At 69.3% G+C, this 15894-nt stretch carries 14 protein-coding genes; 3 read left to right on the top strand and 11 right to left on the bottom strand.

Annotated elements, in window-relative coordinates; genetic code table 11:
- The first annotated feature begins 495 nt into the window (after positions 1-495).
- Positions 496-666: a hypothetical protein gene (locus tag I6N91_RS00600; protein WP_198809988.1), complete on the top strand. Its 171-nt coding sequence runs from the start codon at positions 496-498 to the stop codon at positions 664-666.
- Positions 667-809: 143 nt separating this feature from the next.
- Entirely contained in the window at positions 810-1235 is a 426-nt protein-coding gene (locus I6N91_RS17540; protein WP_374058888.1) for a zinc-binding dehydrogenase, read from the top strand.
- On the opposite strand, the gene I6N91_RS00590 is transcribed toward I6N91_RS17540, so the two are convergent.
- From I6N91_RS00590 to I6N91_RS00555, 8 genes are all read right to left on the bottom strand, one after another.
- Positions 1192-1455: a hypothetical protein gene (locus tag I6N91_RS00590; RefSeq protein WP_198809986.1), complete on the bottom strand. Its 264-nt coding sequence runs from the start codon at positions 1453-1455 to the stop codon at positions 1192-1194. The genes I6N91_RS17540 and I6N91_RS00590 overlap by 44 nt on opposite strands.
- 103 nt (positions 1456-1558) lie before the next feature.
- On the bottom strand, positions 1559-2428 hold the full coding sequence (locus tag I6N91_RS00585) for a serine hydrolase (RefSeq protein ID WP_198809985.1): 870 nt from the start codon (positions 2426-2428) through the stop codon (positions 1559-1561).
- Positions 2425-3597, bottom strand: a complete 1173-nt coding sequence (locus tag I6N91_RS00580; RefSeq protein ID WP_198809984.1) for a serine hydrolase — start codon at positions 3595-3597, stop codon at positions 2425-2427. Before I6N91_RS00580 ends, I6N91_RS00585 begins: the two co-directional genes overlap by 4 nt.
- Positions 3584-4525 (bottom strand): LD-carboxypeptidase, encoded by a 942-nt coding sequence (locus tag I6N91_RS00575; protein WP_307843178.1) that lies wholly within the window; start codon positions 4523-4525, stop codon positions 3584-3586. The genes I6N91_RS00580 and I6N91_RS00575 overlap by 14 nt, the downstream gene beginning before the upstream one ends.
- Positions 4522-6363 carry an ABC transporter ATP-binding protein gene (gene nikE / locus I6N91_RS16980; RefSeq protein WP_233091284.1) on the bottom strand — a complete coding sequence of 614 codons (1842 nt, stop codon included), beginning with the start codon at positions 6361-6363 and terminating at the stop codon, positions 4522-4524. Before nikE ends, I6N91_RS00575 begins: the two co-directional genes overlap by 4 nt.
- Positions 6363-7277 (bottom strand): ABC transporter permease, encoded by a 915-nt coding sequence (locus tag I6N91_RS00565; protein ID WP_198809983.1) that lies wholly within the window; start codon positions 7275-7277, stop codon positions 6363-6365. The genes nikE and I6N91_RS00565 overlap by 1 nt, the downstream gene beginning before the upstream one ends.
- Entirely contained in the window at positions 7274-8314 is a 1041-nt protein-coding gene (locus I6N91_RS00560) for an ABC transporter permease (protein WP_198809982.1), read from the bottom strand. The genes I6N91_RS00565 and I6N91_RS00560 overlap by 4 nt, the downstream gene beginning before the upstream one ends.
- 3 nt (positions 8315-8317) lie before the next feature.
- A complete protein-coding gene (locus I6N91_RS00555; protein WP_198809981.1) occupies positions 8318-10189 on the bottom strand; it encodes an ABC transporter substrate-binding protein in 1872 nt (623 codons plus the stop codon).
- 247 nt (positions 10190-10436) lie between these two features.
- On the opposite strand from I6N91_RS00555, the gene I6N91_RS00550 reads away from it, so the two are divergent.
- The gene (locus tag I6N91_RS00550; RefSeq protein WP_198809980.1) at positions 10437-11753 is read left to right on the top strand and encodes a M20/M25/M40 family metallo-hydrolase; all 1317 of its coding nucleotides are present in this window, start codon (positions 10437-10439) and stop codon (positions 11751-11753) included.
- A gap of 26 nt (positions 11754-11779) precedes the next feature.
- Here the strand turns inward: I6N91_RS00550 and I6N91_RS00545 are convergent, their stop codons facing one another.
- The 3 genes from I6N91_RS00545 to I6N91_RS00535 form a co-directional block, all read right to left on the bottom strand.
- Positions 11780-12430, bottom strand: a complete 651-nt coding sequence (locus tag I6N91_RS00545; RefSeq protein WP_198809979.1) for a DUF1992 domain-containing protein — start codon at positions 12428-12430, stop codon at positions 11780-11782.
- 127 nt (positions 12431-12557) lie between these two features.
- Positions 12558-14609 (bottom strand): DUF6541 family protein, encoded by a 2052-nt coding sequence (locus I6N91_RS00540; protein WP_198809978.1) that lies wholly within the window; start codon positions 14607-14609, stop codon positions 12558-12560.
- Between the two features lie 17 nt (positions 14610-14626).
- Entirely contained in the window at positions 14627-15820 is a 1194-nt protein-coding gene (locus I6N91_RS00535) for a polysaccharide pyruvyl transferase family protein (protein ID WP_233091283.1), read from the bottom strand.
- Positions 15821-15894 lie beyond the last annotated feature (74 nt).

The following is a 15894-nucleotide window of genomic DNA, read 5'->3' as shown; positions in this document are numbered from 1 at the left end:
CCCACCGCACTGCGGTGGGCAGGCCCCGGCACGGAGGACAAGCCTCATGGAAATTGAAATCTTAACCATCGGGGATATCAGGTCACATCCGGACTCCGGCCAAATGCTCACCGAACACGAACGTCTCCTAGGACTCACCGAGATCGCTAAGCACGCCGACGAGGTCTTTCAACCGGGACGTGCGCGACGGCATCCCGCTCGCCGTCGAGAACTACGCCCTGCTGCGCCGGCTCTGGCGCGATGAGGTGAACTGGACCGAACAGTGCTCATCGGCAGGCCCGTCCAGGTCGTCGAGCTGTTCGAGCTGCAGCGCGACAAGGCGGGACCCGCAGCGTCGCCCGCACAGAGCCGGCGGCACCGGCATTCAGTGCTCTGATCGAGACCGGCCGGCCTCCAAGAACTTCTGCACCCTCTCCCCTGCACCGGATGAAACCCTTTCTCGTCTGGCTACGGCAGTGCGGTCTCGCGCTTCACCCGCTTGTCCTTGTTCTTTTGGTGCTCTGTCTCAACGTCTTCTGGACCGTGACGCTCAGGGCGTTCGGCGCCTCCTTCCATCGGGTGGCGGGAGCTCCGCTCCTTGACCTCGAGAACGTCCGGGGAGTCCTCAAACCCCGGGAGGCATTGGAACTGCTGCAGGAGTATGGGACGGAGGCGCAGGCCCTTTGAGCCAACGGCTCTCCCGCAGCCCGCTGCTGCTGATTCCGTGTGGCATCGGCATCTTCGACATCGCAGAGAACCTCTGCGGTGCAGGTCGCGGGACGGCTGGGCGCCGAGGTCACCGCGGCACCACGCCCGATCAAGCGGACTTTGTGCGCGGACTGGGGGCGCACGAAGTGGTCGACCGGAACCTTTGGCGGGAAAGCCTCGGCGGCAGACGGTTCGATCTGGTGTTCGATGCCTCGGGGAAGCTGCCGGCCCGCGTGTTGCGCTCGCTCGTCCGGCGGGAGGGCACCGCGGTGACCGTGAACCCGGGCACCGACAATCCGATCATCGCCGCTCGGTCGAGACTGCTCCCGGGAGCCGCCGTCCGAGGATTCCTCGTCCGACCCTCGGGCGGGGACCTGGTGTTGCTGCGCGGCTGGATCGAGGAAGGCTCCCTCCGCCCTGTCATCCAGGAGGTGCTTCCCATCCAGGAGCTGGAGAGAGCCCACCGCGTAAGCGAAGGCGGGCAGGTTCGGGGGAAGCTTGTCCTTACGCTTCCTTCCGCGCCGCAAGCGACTCAGCATGGCGCATGACCAGGGATGCTGCCACGAGGGAAGCGGAGAAGGGCAGGAGCGCGATCGTTGCCACCGAATAGAGGGTCGTCACGGCCATGGCCACTGGCGCTCCTGCGCCGGGGTAGAACGTCCCGAAATTGCCGATGATCACCGGGCTGAAAACCAGCATCAGGACACCGGCAACGCCGAGGATTATCCCCCACCGCAACACCGTCTTGCGCATCTTTACCTCGGTCATTCGGTCCCCCTGAACACTCGCGATATATTGTCCGTCCGAGTCAAACACCGGGGCGGGCCGGGTACAACGCCGGCGGCTGGATCGTTGTGCGTTCGTATCCGCCTCAGCCCGTCGCCCACTCCTCGACAGGGCCCTCAAGCACGTAGTGGAGTCCTCCCGGACGTGTGCGGGACAGGTCCCAGGCCAGCCGGGACAGCGCGCCGATCGCCGTCGTTGCCTCCGCTTCGCCATATGCCCGGGTGCAGACGGCGAGGATGAAGCCGCCCATTGGGTCCGTCCCGCCGTAGGGCTGCACGAAGGCGACATCGTGGCGGATTCCGGTGACCCACCCGGACTTCGAACCCCATCGCGCCTCCGCAGGAAGCGCCGGCCCGATCAGGCTGTACTCCTGCGCCCGCAACAGCTCAACCATGAACCGCGTGCTCGACCGGCCCGCCGCCCGGCCCGTGACGATGGCACTCATGATGGCCGTCAGGTCCCGGGCGGTCGTCTGCTGCGTCAGCCCAGCGGCCAGCCCCTCAAGGTCGCCGAACAACCGCTCCATCTTCGACGATGACGCTCCGCACACCGCGAGTGCCCCGCGCACAGCGTCGAGGCCGACCAGTTCAACGGCCATATTGGTTGCTTCGTTGGAGGAGACGACGATCATCCGGCGCAGCACCTCGCGCAGCGAGACGGGCCGGCCGGCGGGAGGCATGCCGTCGTCGGTTTCGTCGGGGTCCTGCTCGAAGCTGAAGGTGCCGCCGCCCGGGGCGGAGGAGCGAAAGGTCAGCCGTGAGGAAAGCTGCTGGCTGAGCCTCAGCTTCCCGGCGTCCACGGCACGCAGGGCGGCGATGAGCACCGCCAGTTTGATCGTGCTCGCCGCGTAGACGGGGGTGTCGGCACCGCTTTCGGCAATCACCTCCCCGTCGAAGGTGATCAGACAGTAGGAGATGTGGGGGACGCCGTCGCTGTAATCCGAGACGATGCTCATGCCGTCACCTCCCGGACGGCGTGGGAGTAGGCCGCGTCGGCGACTCGGACACGGAACGGGCCCATGGCGTTGTGAAGCCGGTGCGGATGGACGCGGTTGGTCAGCAGTACCACCGTCACGGCGTGGGTGCGGTCCATGATCAGCGACGTGCCGGTGAAGCCGTTGTGCCCGCGGGCCTGGGCACCGGCGGTGCCCATCCAGTCGGGCTGCCCGATGCGCAGGCCAAGGGCGTGCCAGCCAATCTCCGGGTCGGCAGCGCGCTGCGCGCCCAGCATGCGGGGCATCTGGTCGGTCCACAGGCCGTCGGCCAGCTCCGCCGGAAGCAGCGCCTCGGGCCGGTCGCGGAGCACGTTCCCGAGCCCCAGCACCGCCTCGGCGGTCCCGAAGAGGCCCGCGTTGGCCACGGCACCGCCCAGGAACCAGGCGCTTTCGTCGTGAACCTCTCCCCGCACCATTCCCCTGCCGGTCTCCAGCTGGTACTCGGTCGCCGCGGAGTCGTCGCGCCGGGGCCCGTAGGTCAGCGCGGCCGTCCGGGGGTCGAGGTGCCGCAGCGGGGCGAGCACCTTCTCCTCTACGAGCTCCGCCCATTCCCGCCCGGAGCCGGTCTCTGCGAGGGCCATCGCGGTGTTGAATCCGACGCAGGAGTAGGTGAACTCCGTACCAGGCGCGGTGGCCAGGGGGACCGAGAGCAGGTCCTCGAGCCGGCCGGCCCGGTCGGTTCCCGTCGGGAGCGTGCGCCATCCCTCCCAGGTGCCGGGCAGCCCGGAGGTATGGGTGAGCAGATGGCGCAGAGTGATCCTGCCGCGGTCGCCGTGCCGGAAGGTCGGCAGGTGGCGGCCGACCGGCTCGTCGAGGTCGAGCAGGCCGTCGGCCACCAGTGCCAGTGCGCCCACGGTGCTGACGATCTTGGTCACTGAGGCCAGGTCGTAGACGGTCTCCGGCCGTGCCGGCACGCGGTCCCCGGGCGCCAAGGCGGCGCCCCCGTCACCGAACGCGACGGCGTTGCCGACCGCGATGGGACCGGTGGTCCGGCCGCCGACGTCGACGGCGGCGACCGCCGACGGCGCCGCACCGGCGCCGACCTCCTCGGTGAGGATTCGCCGGAGCTCCTCCTCAAGAGAGTCGTCGGCGGGCGGCTGGGAGGGGAACGGGGTGTCAGGAGAGGACAAGGCGTGGGCTTTCGTCGGCGGTCAGGGTGGCGGGCACGCCGAGGGGAACGCTGAGGGCGGCCGGGCCGTGCCCGAAGCCGAGTTCCTCGACGAGCGGAATGCCGAGGGGCACCAGGAGTTCCTCGACGAGCGCCCTCACCTCGTGCGGTTCACCGCATTGGCTCCACGAGCCCAGCGCGAGCCCGGCCAGTCCGTCGAACCAGCCCGCTCGCAGGAGGGAGGTCATGAGCCCGTCGAGCTTGTAGATGTCCTCGGTGACGTCTTCGAGCAGCCCGATCCGGCCCTCGTCCGAGGGCGCGGGCCGGCCGCGGGCGCCCAGGGTCATGGCGAGCAGGCTGAGGTTGCCGCCGGTGAGGATCCCGGTGGCCGTGCCTGGAACGAGCGTTTCGGCCGCGGAACTGGTCAGCGTCCGGCCCGGGTACGGGGTGAACAGGGCCTCGCGCAGCCCCTCGCGGGCGGCGGGGTCCTCCAGCAGGGCGTCCGTGGCCGGCATCGGGGTGAACCAGGTGGCCAGACCGAGGTGTTCGGCCCAGTACTCGTGAAGGGCGGTGATGTCGGAGGACCCGATCAGCGGTTTGGGCCGGGCGGAGCGGAGCTTCTCGGCGTCGAGCAGGTCCAGGAGCCGGACGGCGCCGTAACCGCCGCGCAGGCAGATCACCGCGGCGATGCTGTCGTCGCAGACCAGGTCCTGGAGGTCGGCGGCGCGGTCGGCATCGGACCCGGCGAGGTAGGGCGCGCGCGGGTGCACGTCGCGGGCGTGCCGGCCGAGCACCGGTTCCAGCCCCCACTCCTCGAGCAGCAGGAGGGCCCTGTCGATCTTCGAGGCGTCAGCGGGGCCCGACGGCGAGACCAGGCCCACGCGGTCCCCCGCCTGCAGCGGACGCAGTTCAGGCCGCGGCCCCTGCGGTGCGGCCGGTCCGCCGGTCACCGGGCGGCCTCGGGCTGCACCGACAGCTCGGGGGAGCCCGTGCTGGTCGGCACGACGCTCAGGAGTTTGCGGGTGTACTCGTGCTGCGGGTTGAGCAGCACGTCCTCGACGCGCCCCTCCTCGACGATCCGCCCTTCGTACATCACCACCACCCGGTCGGCGATGTTCCACGCCAGCCCTAGGTCGTGCGTGATCACCAGGGCGCCGAGGCCGAGTTCGCATCGAAGCCGCAGGAACAGGGCCAGGACCCCGGCGCGCACCGACGCGTCAAGGCTGGCGACGGGTTCGTCGGCGACGAGGAACTCCGGGTCAAGGGCGAGGGCCCCGGCGATGACGACGCGCTGCCGCTGGCCGCCGGAGAGCTCCTGCGGGATGGCGGTGAAGTACTTCTGCGGCGGGTTCAGCTCAGCCTTGGCCAGCGCCGCGGCGACGAGCTCGCGTTCGTCGCCGTCGAGGTGATGGAGGCGCGGGCCCTCCGCCACCGCCTCGTACACCGAATGCTTCGGGTTCAGGGCGGCGGTGGGATCCTGCAGCACGAACTGGACCGCGCGGCGGTACGCCTTGAGCGCCCTGCGCCGGTGCACCAGCGGTTCGCCGCGGAAGAGCACCTCGCCGGCCGTGGGCTTTTGCAGTCCCAGCAGGGTCCGGGCCAGGGTCGTCTTGCCGGAGCCGGACTGGCCCACCAAGGCGACGATCTCCCCGGCGTTGCAGGTGAGGTTCACCGAGTCAACGGCGTTGGTGGCGCTGCGGCCGAACCGCACCGAAAGGTTGCGGGCCTCAAGCACGGGGGTCGGACCGGCCGCCGGCGCTGCCGCCGCTCCGGGCGCCGGTCCGGCTGCGGGCGCGGAGGGTACCGGCACCGGCGAAACCGCCATCGGCGCAGGGGAATCCGTCGGCACGGCGGCACGGCGTCCGGAGCCCGTGCGGGATGGCACGCCGTCGGACTGGACGCCGCCGGTGTGCCGGTCGGCGTCGAGCACCGTGGGGGCGTTCGGCGCGGTGTAGGTGGGCAGCCGGAGCCGGGACGCAGGGTCGCCGATGGTGGGGAACGCCGAGGCCAGGGCGGCGGTGTGCGGGTGCTGTGGGTTGCGCATCACCTCCGCCGACGGGCCGTCCTCGACGATCCGGCCGGCCTGCATCACCACGATACGTTCACAGGTGGCGGCGAGCACGGAGAGGTCGTGGCTGATCATGATCAGCGACAGTCCGCGGCCGCGGACCAGGGAGGTGAGCAGGTCGAGGACCTGGGCCTGCACCACGACGTCGAGCGCCGTCGTCGGTTCATCGGCGATCAGCACCTCCGGTTCGCACGCCAGGGCCATGGCCATCATGATGCGCTGCTTCTGCCCGCCCGAGAGCTCATGCGGATAGGACAGCCCCTTGGCCACCGGCAGCCCGACCTGTTCGAGGAGCTCGTTGACGCGGGCGGTCCGCGCCGCCTCGTTTCGATACTTCGCGCCGTCCCCGGTGGCATGGATCTGCAGGGCCTCGGCGATCTGGTCCCGGACCTTCCGCACCGGGTTCAGGGAGTGCATGGCGCCCTGGAAGACGATGGCGGCCTCGGTCCAGCGGACCGAGCGCAGCCGGCCCCAGCTGAGCGTGGAGATGTCGTCCTCGCCCAGCAGGATCGAGCCCTCGATGGTGGCATTGGCAGGCAGGAGGCGCAGCACCGACACGGCGAGGGTCGACTTGCCGGAACCGGACTCCCCGGCGATGCCGACGGTGGCACCGGGCTCAACGGTGAGGTTGACGCCGTCAACGGCGGTCACGGTGCCGCGTCCGCCCTCGGTCTTCGTCCGGTAGCTGATGCGCAGGTCCTTCAGTTGCAGGCGGGCCATTAGCGTCCTCGCAGTGTGGGGTTGATGACGGATTCGAGGGCGCGCCCTACGAGGGTGAAGGACAGCACCACGATAACGATGGCGAGGCCCGGCGGCAGCACGTACCACCAGTAGCCGCCGGTGGCCGCGCCGGTGTCGAGGGCGGACTTGAGCATGCCGCCCCAGGAGACGCTGCTCGGGTCGCCGAGGCCGAGGAAGGCCAGCGTCGACTCGGCGATGATGGCGGAGCCGACGGTGAGCGTGGTGTTGGCCAGCACGAGCGGCATGACGGCCGGAAGCACGTGCCGGCCGATCACGTGCGCGTCCGAGGCGCCCAGCGCCCAGGCCCGTTCGATGTAGGGGCGGGCCTCGACAGTGAGGGTCTGGGATCGGACCAGGCGCGCGGTGCCGGCCCAGGAGGTGACGCCGATGGCGACAACGATGGTGGCGATACCGGGCCCGATGATGCTTGAAAGCACGATGGCCAGCACCAGCCCGGGCACCACGAGGAAGAAGTCGATCAGGCGCATCAGGACGGCCTGGGCAGCGCCGGTGAAGTGGCCGGCGGCCATGCCCATCACCGTGCCGATGACCATGGAGACCAGGGTGGCGGCGAAGCCGACCACCAGGGAGATCCGGGCGCCCCAGATCAGCAGGGCGAGCACCGACCGCCCGGCGGGGTCGGTGCCCAGCGGGTTGGCAAGGCTTGGCGATTCATTGCGTCCGGCGGTGACCTGGGTGACGTCGAGGACGCTGGCCGGGGCGAACAGCGGGATGACGGCGGCCAGCGCGATGACGGCCAGCAGGATGATCAGCCCGGCCAGGCCGGCCCGATTGCGGGCGAACTCCTTCCAGCCGTCGGCCATGGCCTGGCGGCGCCGCGCCGCCGCGACATTGACGCGGCGGGTGCCCGCGGAGCCGGTTGACGTGCTCATGCGGCACGCAGCCGGGGGTCGAGGAAGCGGTAGAGCAGGTCGGCGAGGAAGTTCATTCCGATCACAATCGAGGAGAAGACGACGAAGGTGCCCTGCAGCAGCGGGAAGTCCGGCGCGGAGAGGGCCTGGAAGGTCAGCAGCCCAAGGCCCGGCCAGGAGAACACCGTTTCGACGGTCACCGCTCCCCCGACGAGCCCGCCGAGGGTGAGGAAGATCAGCGTCACGGTAGGCAGCAGTGCGTTGGGCACCGCGTGGCGGCGGCGCACCAGGTCCTCCCGCAGGCCCTTGGCGCGGGCGGTCTGGAGGTAGTCCGAGGTCATCTCCTCAAGCAGCGAGGCGCGCATGACCATCAGGTACTGGGCGTAGACCACGGCGACCATGGTGACCACCGGCAGGACCATGTGCCGGGCGATGTCCCAGAGCAGCGGGAACCCGGTGGCGGTGGTGCCGGCCGTGACCAGCCCGCCGGTGGGGAACCAGTGGAGACCGCCGCCGAAGACCAGCAGGAGGATCAGGCCGAGCCAGAAGGTAGGCACGGACCAGAACACCAGGGCCAGGCCGGTCTGGGTCCTGTCGAAGAGGCTGCCGCGGCGCCACGCCGCCCGCTGCCCCAGCCACAGCCCCAGGACCACGGAGATGAGCGCGGCGGTGCCGGTGAGCAGGAGCGTCGGGCCGAGCCGGTCGAGGATCAGGTTCAGGACCGGCTCGCTGTAGGTGTAGGAGTAGCCGAGCCGGCCCTGGGCCAGGTCGGCGAGGTAGCGCAGGAACTGCGTGAGCAGCGGGTCGTTGAAACCCAGCTGCTCACGCAGCAGGTCCATCTGTTCGGCGCTGACCCGGCGCCCCTCCGCCAGGGAGCGGACGGGGTCGCCGGGCAGGATCCGGAAGGCGAAGAACCCGAGCAGCACCACCATGATCAGGGAGACCACGGCGCCGCCGGCCTTCAGAGCGGCGTAGCGCAGCCACGACGACGCCCGGGGTGGTTCATCCAGTGCCGGCTCCCCCGGGACGAGGTCGGCGGCACTCAGCGCGTTGGACATCGGTTACTGCCGGTCGTCCGCGGTGGCGCGGCGGCGCTTGGCCAGGAAGAACGCCGCGAGCCCACCGACGACGAGCACTCCGACGACGGGGACGATGACCGCTGCGGGGTTGGCTTCGCTGGTTGCCCCGGCCGCTTCGAGCTCGCCGGCCGGCGTCGCGCTGTAGACGCCCCAGGGACCGTTCTGGGCCAGGATGACCCCGCCTTCCTTGGGCTGGGTGGTGAACGGTTCGAACTTGTCGGACCGGTAGGCCTCGAGGGAGTCGGCGTAGAACAGGACGTGGTTCACGGCGGCGTCGTAGATCAGCTTCTGGGCCTCGACGACGAGTTCGCTGCGGCGTTCCTGGTCGAGCTCGGTGTGCTGTTCCTTGTAGAGGGCGTCGAACTCCGGGGAGCACCAGTTGGATTCGTTGGTGGCGCCGGTGCCGTCGGCGTTCGGGCGCGAGGAGCACTGGTTGATGGAGAGCTGGAAGTCGGGGTCGGGCCCGATGCCCCAGCCGGTGAAGTACATGTCGTAGTTGCCGAGGATCGAGTCGTCGTTCAGCTGGCCGGAGGCCTTGATTTCGGTGGTGGCTTCGATGCCGATCTCCTTCAGCCACGGCACCACGTAGTCGGCCATCTGGGCGTGGGTCGGCTTGCTGTTGCTGCCGGCAAGGCGGAGCTTCAGCGGCTTGCCCTCCTTGTCCAGGCGGATGCCGTCCGGGCCCATTGTGTAGCCGGCCTCGTCGAGGATCCGGTTGGCTTCCTCGGGGTCGTAGCTGTAGGGCAGTTCCTCGTCGGTGTCCCAGTGGTACAGCGGGTACACTGCGGGGATCTCGCCGGTGGCCTGTTCGCCGAGGCCTTCGAGGACCTTCTCCAGCAGGGTCTTGCTGTCGATGGCGCGGGCGATCGCCTTGCGCAGGTCGATGTCCTGCAGGGCGGGGTTGCCGTCGCCCATGAGCTTGCCCTCGGAGTTGATCGTGCCCGAGTTGATGTTCAGCGCCTGGTAGCGCCGTCCGGCGCCGGAGTTGACGGTGATGTTTTCCTCGGATTTGAGGGCCTTGTACTGCGCCGGGGTGAGGTCGCCGACGACGTCGAGTTCGCCGTTGAGCAGTGCCTGCACGGCGGCGTCGCTGTTGCGGTAGGGCACGTAGGTGACGGCGTCGACCTTGGCCTTGCCCCGCCAGTAGTTGGGGTTGGCCTTCATGCGCACGCCCGAGCTCGGGCTGTAGCTTTCGACGGTGAACGGGCCGCTGCCGACGGCGTTCTCGGAGTTCTCGAAGGTGGAGGGGTCCTCGACCTTGGACCAGATGTGCTCGGGAACGATCGCGAGGTCGGCACCGGGGTTCGGTGCCTGCGCCTCGTTGAGCGTGATGACGAGGGTCTGGTCGTCCGGGGCCTCGACGGAGTCGATGTTCTCGAGGAGCGTGCCGTTGGCCGCCTTGAGGGTGTCGTTCTCGGCGATCGCGTTGAAGGTCCACGCGGCGTCCTGGGCGGTCACGGGCTCGCCGTCGGACCACTTCCGGTCCTCGCCGATGGTGTAGGTCCAGGTGGTGCCGTCCTCGGAGGTCTCCCAGGACTCGGCCAGGGCCGGCACGATCTCGTTGTTTTCCGGGCCGTAGGTGACGAGGCCTTCGTACTGCAGCAGCAGGATGTTGGTGCTGGCCGCCAGGATGGCGGTGAAGGGGTTGAGGGAGTCAATGTCGCCCGTGAGGGCGAGCTTCAGCGTTGCGTCTTCCGCCTTTTCACCGGCGGTGGCCGCGGGAAGGGCCAGTGCGCCGGGCGTGAGGGCGAGTGCCGCCGCGAGGAGGCCTGCTCCTGCGGTGCGGCGGAGCCCGGCGGCTCGGGGGAAGGGGCGCAGCGGCCCGTCGGTGGGGAGAGGAGACCAGGATGCCATCGTTTCTCTTTCGCTTGAGCCTGCCAGCAGGTCAGGGTGACCGGGGCAGAGCGCCGCGGACCCGATTCCGGTGAGAGAAGAACCCGTCTGGAGTATCGGCCGTCACCACGCTGTGCGGCCGATGTAAGTAAGCTACACAGGAGGCTGTTGTGATGCAAACCACTTACCAAGGTGTGTTGGATCACACGGTACAGTCGAAAGGTGAGGCGGATTTCTCCGCCGTGGCACCCCAGCACCGGAGGAACAGATGGGCAGCATCGATACGGCCGAGTTGTGTGCAGCACTCATCCGCTTCGACACGAGTAACTACGGCGAGGGCAAGAGCGAGGGTGAGCGCGGCGCCGCCGAGTTCATTGCCCGGCTCCTCACCGACGCCGGCTACGCGCCGCAGATCCTCGGACCCACCCCGGAGCGTGCCTCCGTGGTCGTGCGGGTGCCCGGCGCCGACCGCTCCCTGCCTGGACTGCTCGTGCACGGCCATCTCGACGTCGTTCCGGCCGAGCCGGAGCAGTGGAGCATCGATCCGTTTGCCGGCGAGATCAGCGACGGGTACATCTGGGGCCGGGGCGCCAGCGACATGAAGGACATGGTCGCCATGACCCTGGCCACCCTCCTGACCTGGGCCGAGGACGGCACCGGCCCGCAACGCGACGTCGTCGTCGCCTTCGTCGCCGACGAGGAGGACAAGGGCGACTACGGCGCCCTGTGGCTCGTGGCCGAACACCCCGAGCTGTTCGAGGGCGTCGAGGCAGCCATCGGGGAATCCGGCGGGGCACCGACCTTCCTCACCTCGGACACCGGGGAGGAGGTGCGGCTGTACCCCGTGGCGGCCGCCGAGCGCGGCACCATGCACATGCGGATCACGACGACGGGAACCTCCGGCCACGGCTCGCGGCCGAACGCCGACAATGCCGTCATCCACCTGTTGGAGGCGCTGCACCGGGTCACCGAGCACTCCTGGCCGCTCACGCTGACGCCGACCGTGAGGGCCTACCTCGAGCAGACGAACGCAGCGCTCGGGCATTCGGTGGACCTTACCACCGAGGACGGCGTCGAGGAGGCGGTGGCGCGGATGGGCGACCTCGGCGGCGTCGCCCGGACCACCATCCGGTGCTCGTCGACGCCCACGGTGCTCAATGCCGGCTACAAGGTCAATGTCATTCCGGGTATCGCCCACGCCGAACTGGACGTGCGGTGCCTGCCAGGTACCGAGGAGGAAACCCTGGCGGTGCTGGACGGCCTGTTGGGCCCCCAGGTCTCCCGGGTGTTCATCTCGCACCAGCCGCCGGTGCAGGCGCCGATCGATTCGCCCTGGTTCGAAGCAATGCGGGCGGCCCTGCAGCGGCACGACCCAGCCGCTGTGGTGGTGCCGCGGTGCATGGGCGGTGGAACCGATGCGAAGGCGTTCACCCCGTTGGGCATCGCCTGCTACGGCTTCTCACCGCAGGGTGCCGACCCGGAGGGCAGGACCTCGGACGGCGTGCACGGGATCAACGAGCGGGTGTCGGTGCATGGCGTGAGGACGGGTCAGCGGATCCTTCAGGACTTCCTGAGCACCGTCTAGGCCAGCATCGGTCGAGGCACCCGCGCTCAGCCCGCGCCCTTCCACACCCGCTTCCACCACGAGCGCCGCTCCGCCTCCTCTGCGGTGGCCTCCTCGTCCCTGGAAACCTGCGCCGCCTTGGCGGTACGCCGCTGGCGCCACCGCTCCACCTCACCTTCGACGTCGCGCACCTTGGTGATGACAGGTGGCCCACCCAGGAGCTGGCGCCGCGCTTCGATGACGCGCTGGTTGAAGTCCTGGACGATGTCCCGAACCTGCTTCTCGGTGTAGACGTGGTCGAGGCGGTTATCCAGGCCCTCGTCCTCCGTCCGTAGCAGGATGGCCTTCGGCCCCAGACCGGTGAGGTTCTCCCGTTCGATCAGGCCCTTGACCCACCAGTCGGGGTCGTGGCCCTCCCCCAGTCCGGGGATCGGCTTGCCGGCGTACTTGAGGTTGTCCCAGTCACCGCGGGCCATCGCCTCCCGCACGAGGTAGTCGGCCCGGGCGGCGTCGTCCTTGTGGCGGGCCCGCTTCGCGAGTGCCTCGTCGTCGGACACCGGGCGACGCTGAGCGGCCTCGGCCTCCTCCTTGCGCAGTTGGGCGAGATACCCCTGCGGATCGCCGGATTCCCGCGCCGCCCGGAACTCGGCGGCACGCTGCATGCGGCGCTCGTACTCGCGGGCTGCCCTGCTGTTCATTCGTCGCCGCCTTTCACGCACCCTGAAAGCGTCTCGGTTGCGTCGGTCCCTTAAGTATCCCGGGAACGGCGGGGGCGCGGCAACCGCCTAAGCGCTTCCTTAATGGCTGGGCCGGTGGCCAGACAGCTCACCGGCAGGCGGTGATTTCGTAGAGCCCCCGGCCGCCCTCGACGAGCACCGGTTCAAACCCATTGGCTGTCTCGACGCCATAGAAGCCCTTCCAGACCTCCCTGTCGACGCTCGCGGGCTGGTCCTGGTAGAAGTGCGTGGCTCCCACCTCCTCGATGGCCGCGCAGACCGCCGGGTCGTCCTGCAGGCGGTCGAATCCGATGCGCAGCACTGTCTTCGCCTCGGTCGGCGCCGGAGAGCCGAGCCTCGAGTACACCACGTGCCGTCCGGTGAGGGTGTAGAAGTAGGTTTGTCCATTGAAGGGGTCACCGATGACGACGGCGTCCTCCGGGAGCAGCGCTCCGGCCCGCTCGATGAAATCCTGCTCACCCGTGGAGAGCAGCCAGATGCCCGGCTCCGCCGCCGTTTTGTAGTTGTGGGCCGCTACGGCGACGCGGTCCGGCGAGCGGAAGTGTCCGGAGCCCTGGTAGACCGCCACCACGGCCAGGACGGCCAGGACGGCGGCCAGTGCCGACCGGAAACGGTCAGGTGCGGCGATCCTTGCCCGGAGGACACGCGTCACGAGCCCGGCGGCGGCCCGGACCAGCACGGCCAAACCGAAAGCGGCAAGGATGCTGGCAGTCAGTGCGATCAACGGTGCGATCCGCTGCGTGTCCTTGTACCAGACCCCGGTGAGGAACCGCAGGGGGCTCTCCGGGCCGGCCGCCAGCACGTAGAGCCCCACGAAGATCAGCCACGACACCACCAGCGGCCACCCGGTCCGCAACACCAGGGCCGCGATGGCCCCAAGGATCACGAGAAGGCCGACCAGGAGGTTGAAGTTCTCCGGTGTGGGAGCCACGACCACCGGAAAGCGCGGCAGGTCGAAGAAGGCCAGCGCGAGCGAATCGGGAACAGTGGCCCGCACACCCCGGGGGAAGTTCATGACCCCGGCCAGCAACCGCGAGTCTTTCAGCACCAGGAGCGCCACCCCCACCAGGACGGCGGCGCCGACGGCGCCAAGAAGGGCGGCCCGCCACCGGTGTCGGAACGCCCGGACGCACAGGGGCACCACCCAGGCAAGCAGGAAGGGCAGACCGGCCGCCGCGAGGGCGAAGACAGCGGTGGGGTGGGCGACGACGCTTCCCCCGACGACTGCACCGGTGAGAATCAGGACAAGGAGGACATCCTTCAGCGGCCGGGCAGGGCGGGGGTTCAGTCCCGGGCTCAGACGTCCGAGGAGGAGCAGGATCATGGCCAAGGCCGCCGGAGTGAGGGCGGTGGAAAGCCCGTTGGGCCACTGCCCGCTGCGCAACAGCTGGCCGAACGGGAAGCTGACAAACGAGGCAGCCAGCACCGGGGTGAGCGCCCAGACCGCCGGGTGGCGCGGAAACACCACCGAGGCGAGGAACGCCAGCCCGATCGGCCAGACCAACCCGCCGATGACCAGCGCCGACGCGTTGGCAGCCTCGACGAGGTTCCCCGGATAGAGCGCGATAACGCTGTGCCAGCCGGATGGATAGAACGTTGCAGGGCCGTCCCCATAGATGGGGTTGATGCTCCACGGGGTGGCCCGGCCCGATTCCTGGATCCAGCGCACCGCGTTGCCGTGAAACACCGCATCCCACCCCTGGGACGCCGTCGACAGACTGCCCATCCCGCGCAGCACCGCCACAGAGATCAGGGCAGCAGCGGCGGCAAGCCCGGCGCCAACGGCGACCCTGACGGTCGCCGTCGCCGCCGCAGTCGATGGTTCAGCAGTCCCCGCAGTGGTCAGCCTGGGCAGGAGAGGCCGCTCGAGCCAGATCCACCGGCCCGCCAGCCATACCGCGCCAAGGGGCAGGAGCAGCATCAGGGAGACCGAACCCGCCGTCCAACCGATTCCGAGGGCATTGAGGACAAAGGTTCCGACACCCAGCATCAGGAGCGTGACGGCGGGCCCGAGCGCCACCGCGGCCGGCCACCCGACCCGAAGGGGAAGCAGAGCGAGCGTGCCGGGAAGGAAGAACGCGGTGAGCAGGAAGAGGAACGGCTGGGCAACCTGAAGGAGCTCAGGCAGGGAGGAAGGCACGGAGAAGATTCAGTCTTTCAGCGGGCGAACTTGTTTTTCAGGACCCCGCCGATCGAACCCCCGAGGAAACGGGCTGCAGCAGCGGGGACGGGGGCCGCCGGTGTGGCGGCAGGGTAAAGCCGCTCGGCTTCGGCCCGCTTGGCGGCAACGAGTGCCGGCAGGTTCGCCGACAGCTGCCCGCGTTCGGAAGGCATGGACGGCGTGTCGTCACCGAGCGCGAGCGCCCAGCCGCTGCCGAGAGCGGCAACCGACTCGTGCTTGACGTCGTAGTAGCCCTTTTTCATGCCGACGGCGATGCCCTTGCCTCCGGCGGCGGCAGCGAGAAGATGGAAGTGGAAACGGCTGGTCACCCAGGTCTGGTGCGCCGAAAGGGGCAGGCCGTGCTCCCAGAGGTGCACGAAGGGCAGGAAGTGCTCTTCCGGGATCAGGTCGGCGAGCCGCTCATACGCCGCCCGGTCCCCTCCGGGCACCGCCTCGACGTAGTAGACCTTCCGGCGCTGCCCGAGCGCGGCCTCAACGGCTTCGCGTGCTACGTCGACGGCGGCGTCGAAGCGCTCGGCGTCGACGGTGTCGCTCTGGATGCACACATACAGCGCGTCCGAGAACTGGGAGCGGGCGATCTCCTCAGTGACGCCGAGGAAGGCGTCGTCGAGCCCGCGGGGCACCCCGTAGGCTTCGGCTCCGGCGTCGTCACGGGCGCTGACGACGTCGAAGTCGTTAAACAGTTCGGGCGCGGGCATGCCCTGGTCGAGCGCCGGCATCAGGCCCTGTCCGGTCGCGTACAGCCGCGCGCCCGTCAGGGTCCGGACGGCGCGCATGGCGTGGAGCAGGCCGGTGTGGTGCGCCCAGGTGTCATTGATGTACCCGCCGCCGAGGAGGTGGAGGGATTCGGCCTCGCGCAGCTTGAGCAAGCCGAGGTCGTAGGTTGGCGAACCGAGGTGGGTGACCCGTGAGGTGACGATCTCAGCGGTTTCCTCGACGGGTCGTTCGGCGTTCTCGTGAACGAGCCGCCACAGGGTGTTGGTGATGCGGAGGTTCGGGTGCAGTTCGTCGAAGAGGACCGAGGCCGTACCGGGCTGCGGGCAGTCGAGCCAGACCTGGGCGTCCGGGCGGGCAACGGCAAGGTGCCGGAGCCAGGCCGCGGTGATGAATTCGTCGCCAAAATTGGGGTGTCCAGATGGACCAATGAGGTAGATGAGACCCGGCTGCATGGGAAAAAGCATAGCCCAGCGATGCTTCCTTCCGGGGAACTCCTGCTTTGAGCCGCTGCACTTCGACGCCCCTC

The sequence above is a fragment of the Arthrobacter sp. MSA 4-2 genome (assembly GCF_016405885.1).
In the GTDB taxonomy this organism is placed as follows: domain Bacteria; phylum Actinomycetota; class Actinomycetes; order Actinomycetales; family Micrococcaceae; genus Arthrobacter_D.
Note: the sequence above shows the minus strand (reverse complement) of the source record. Positions and strands in the feature narration are given on the sequence as shown.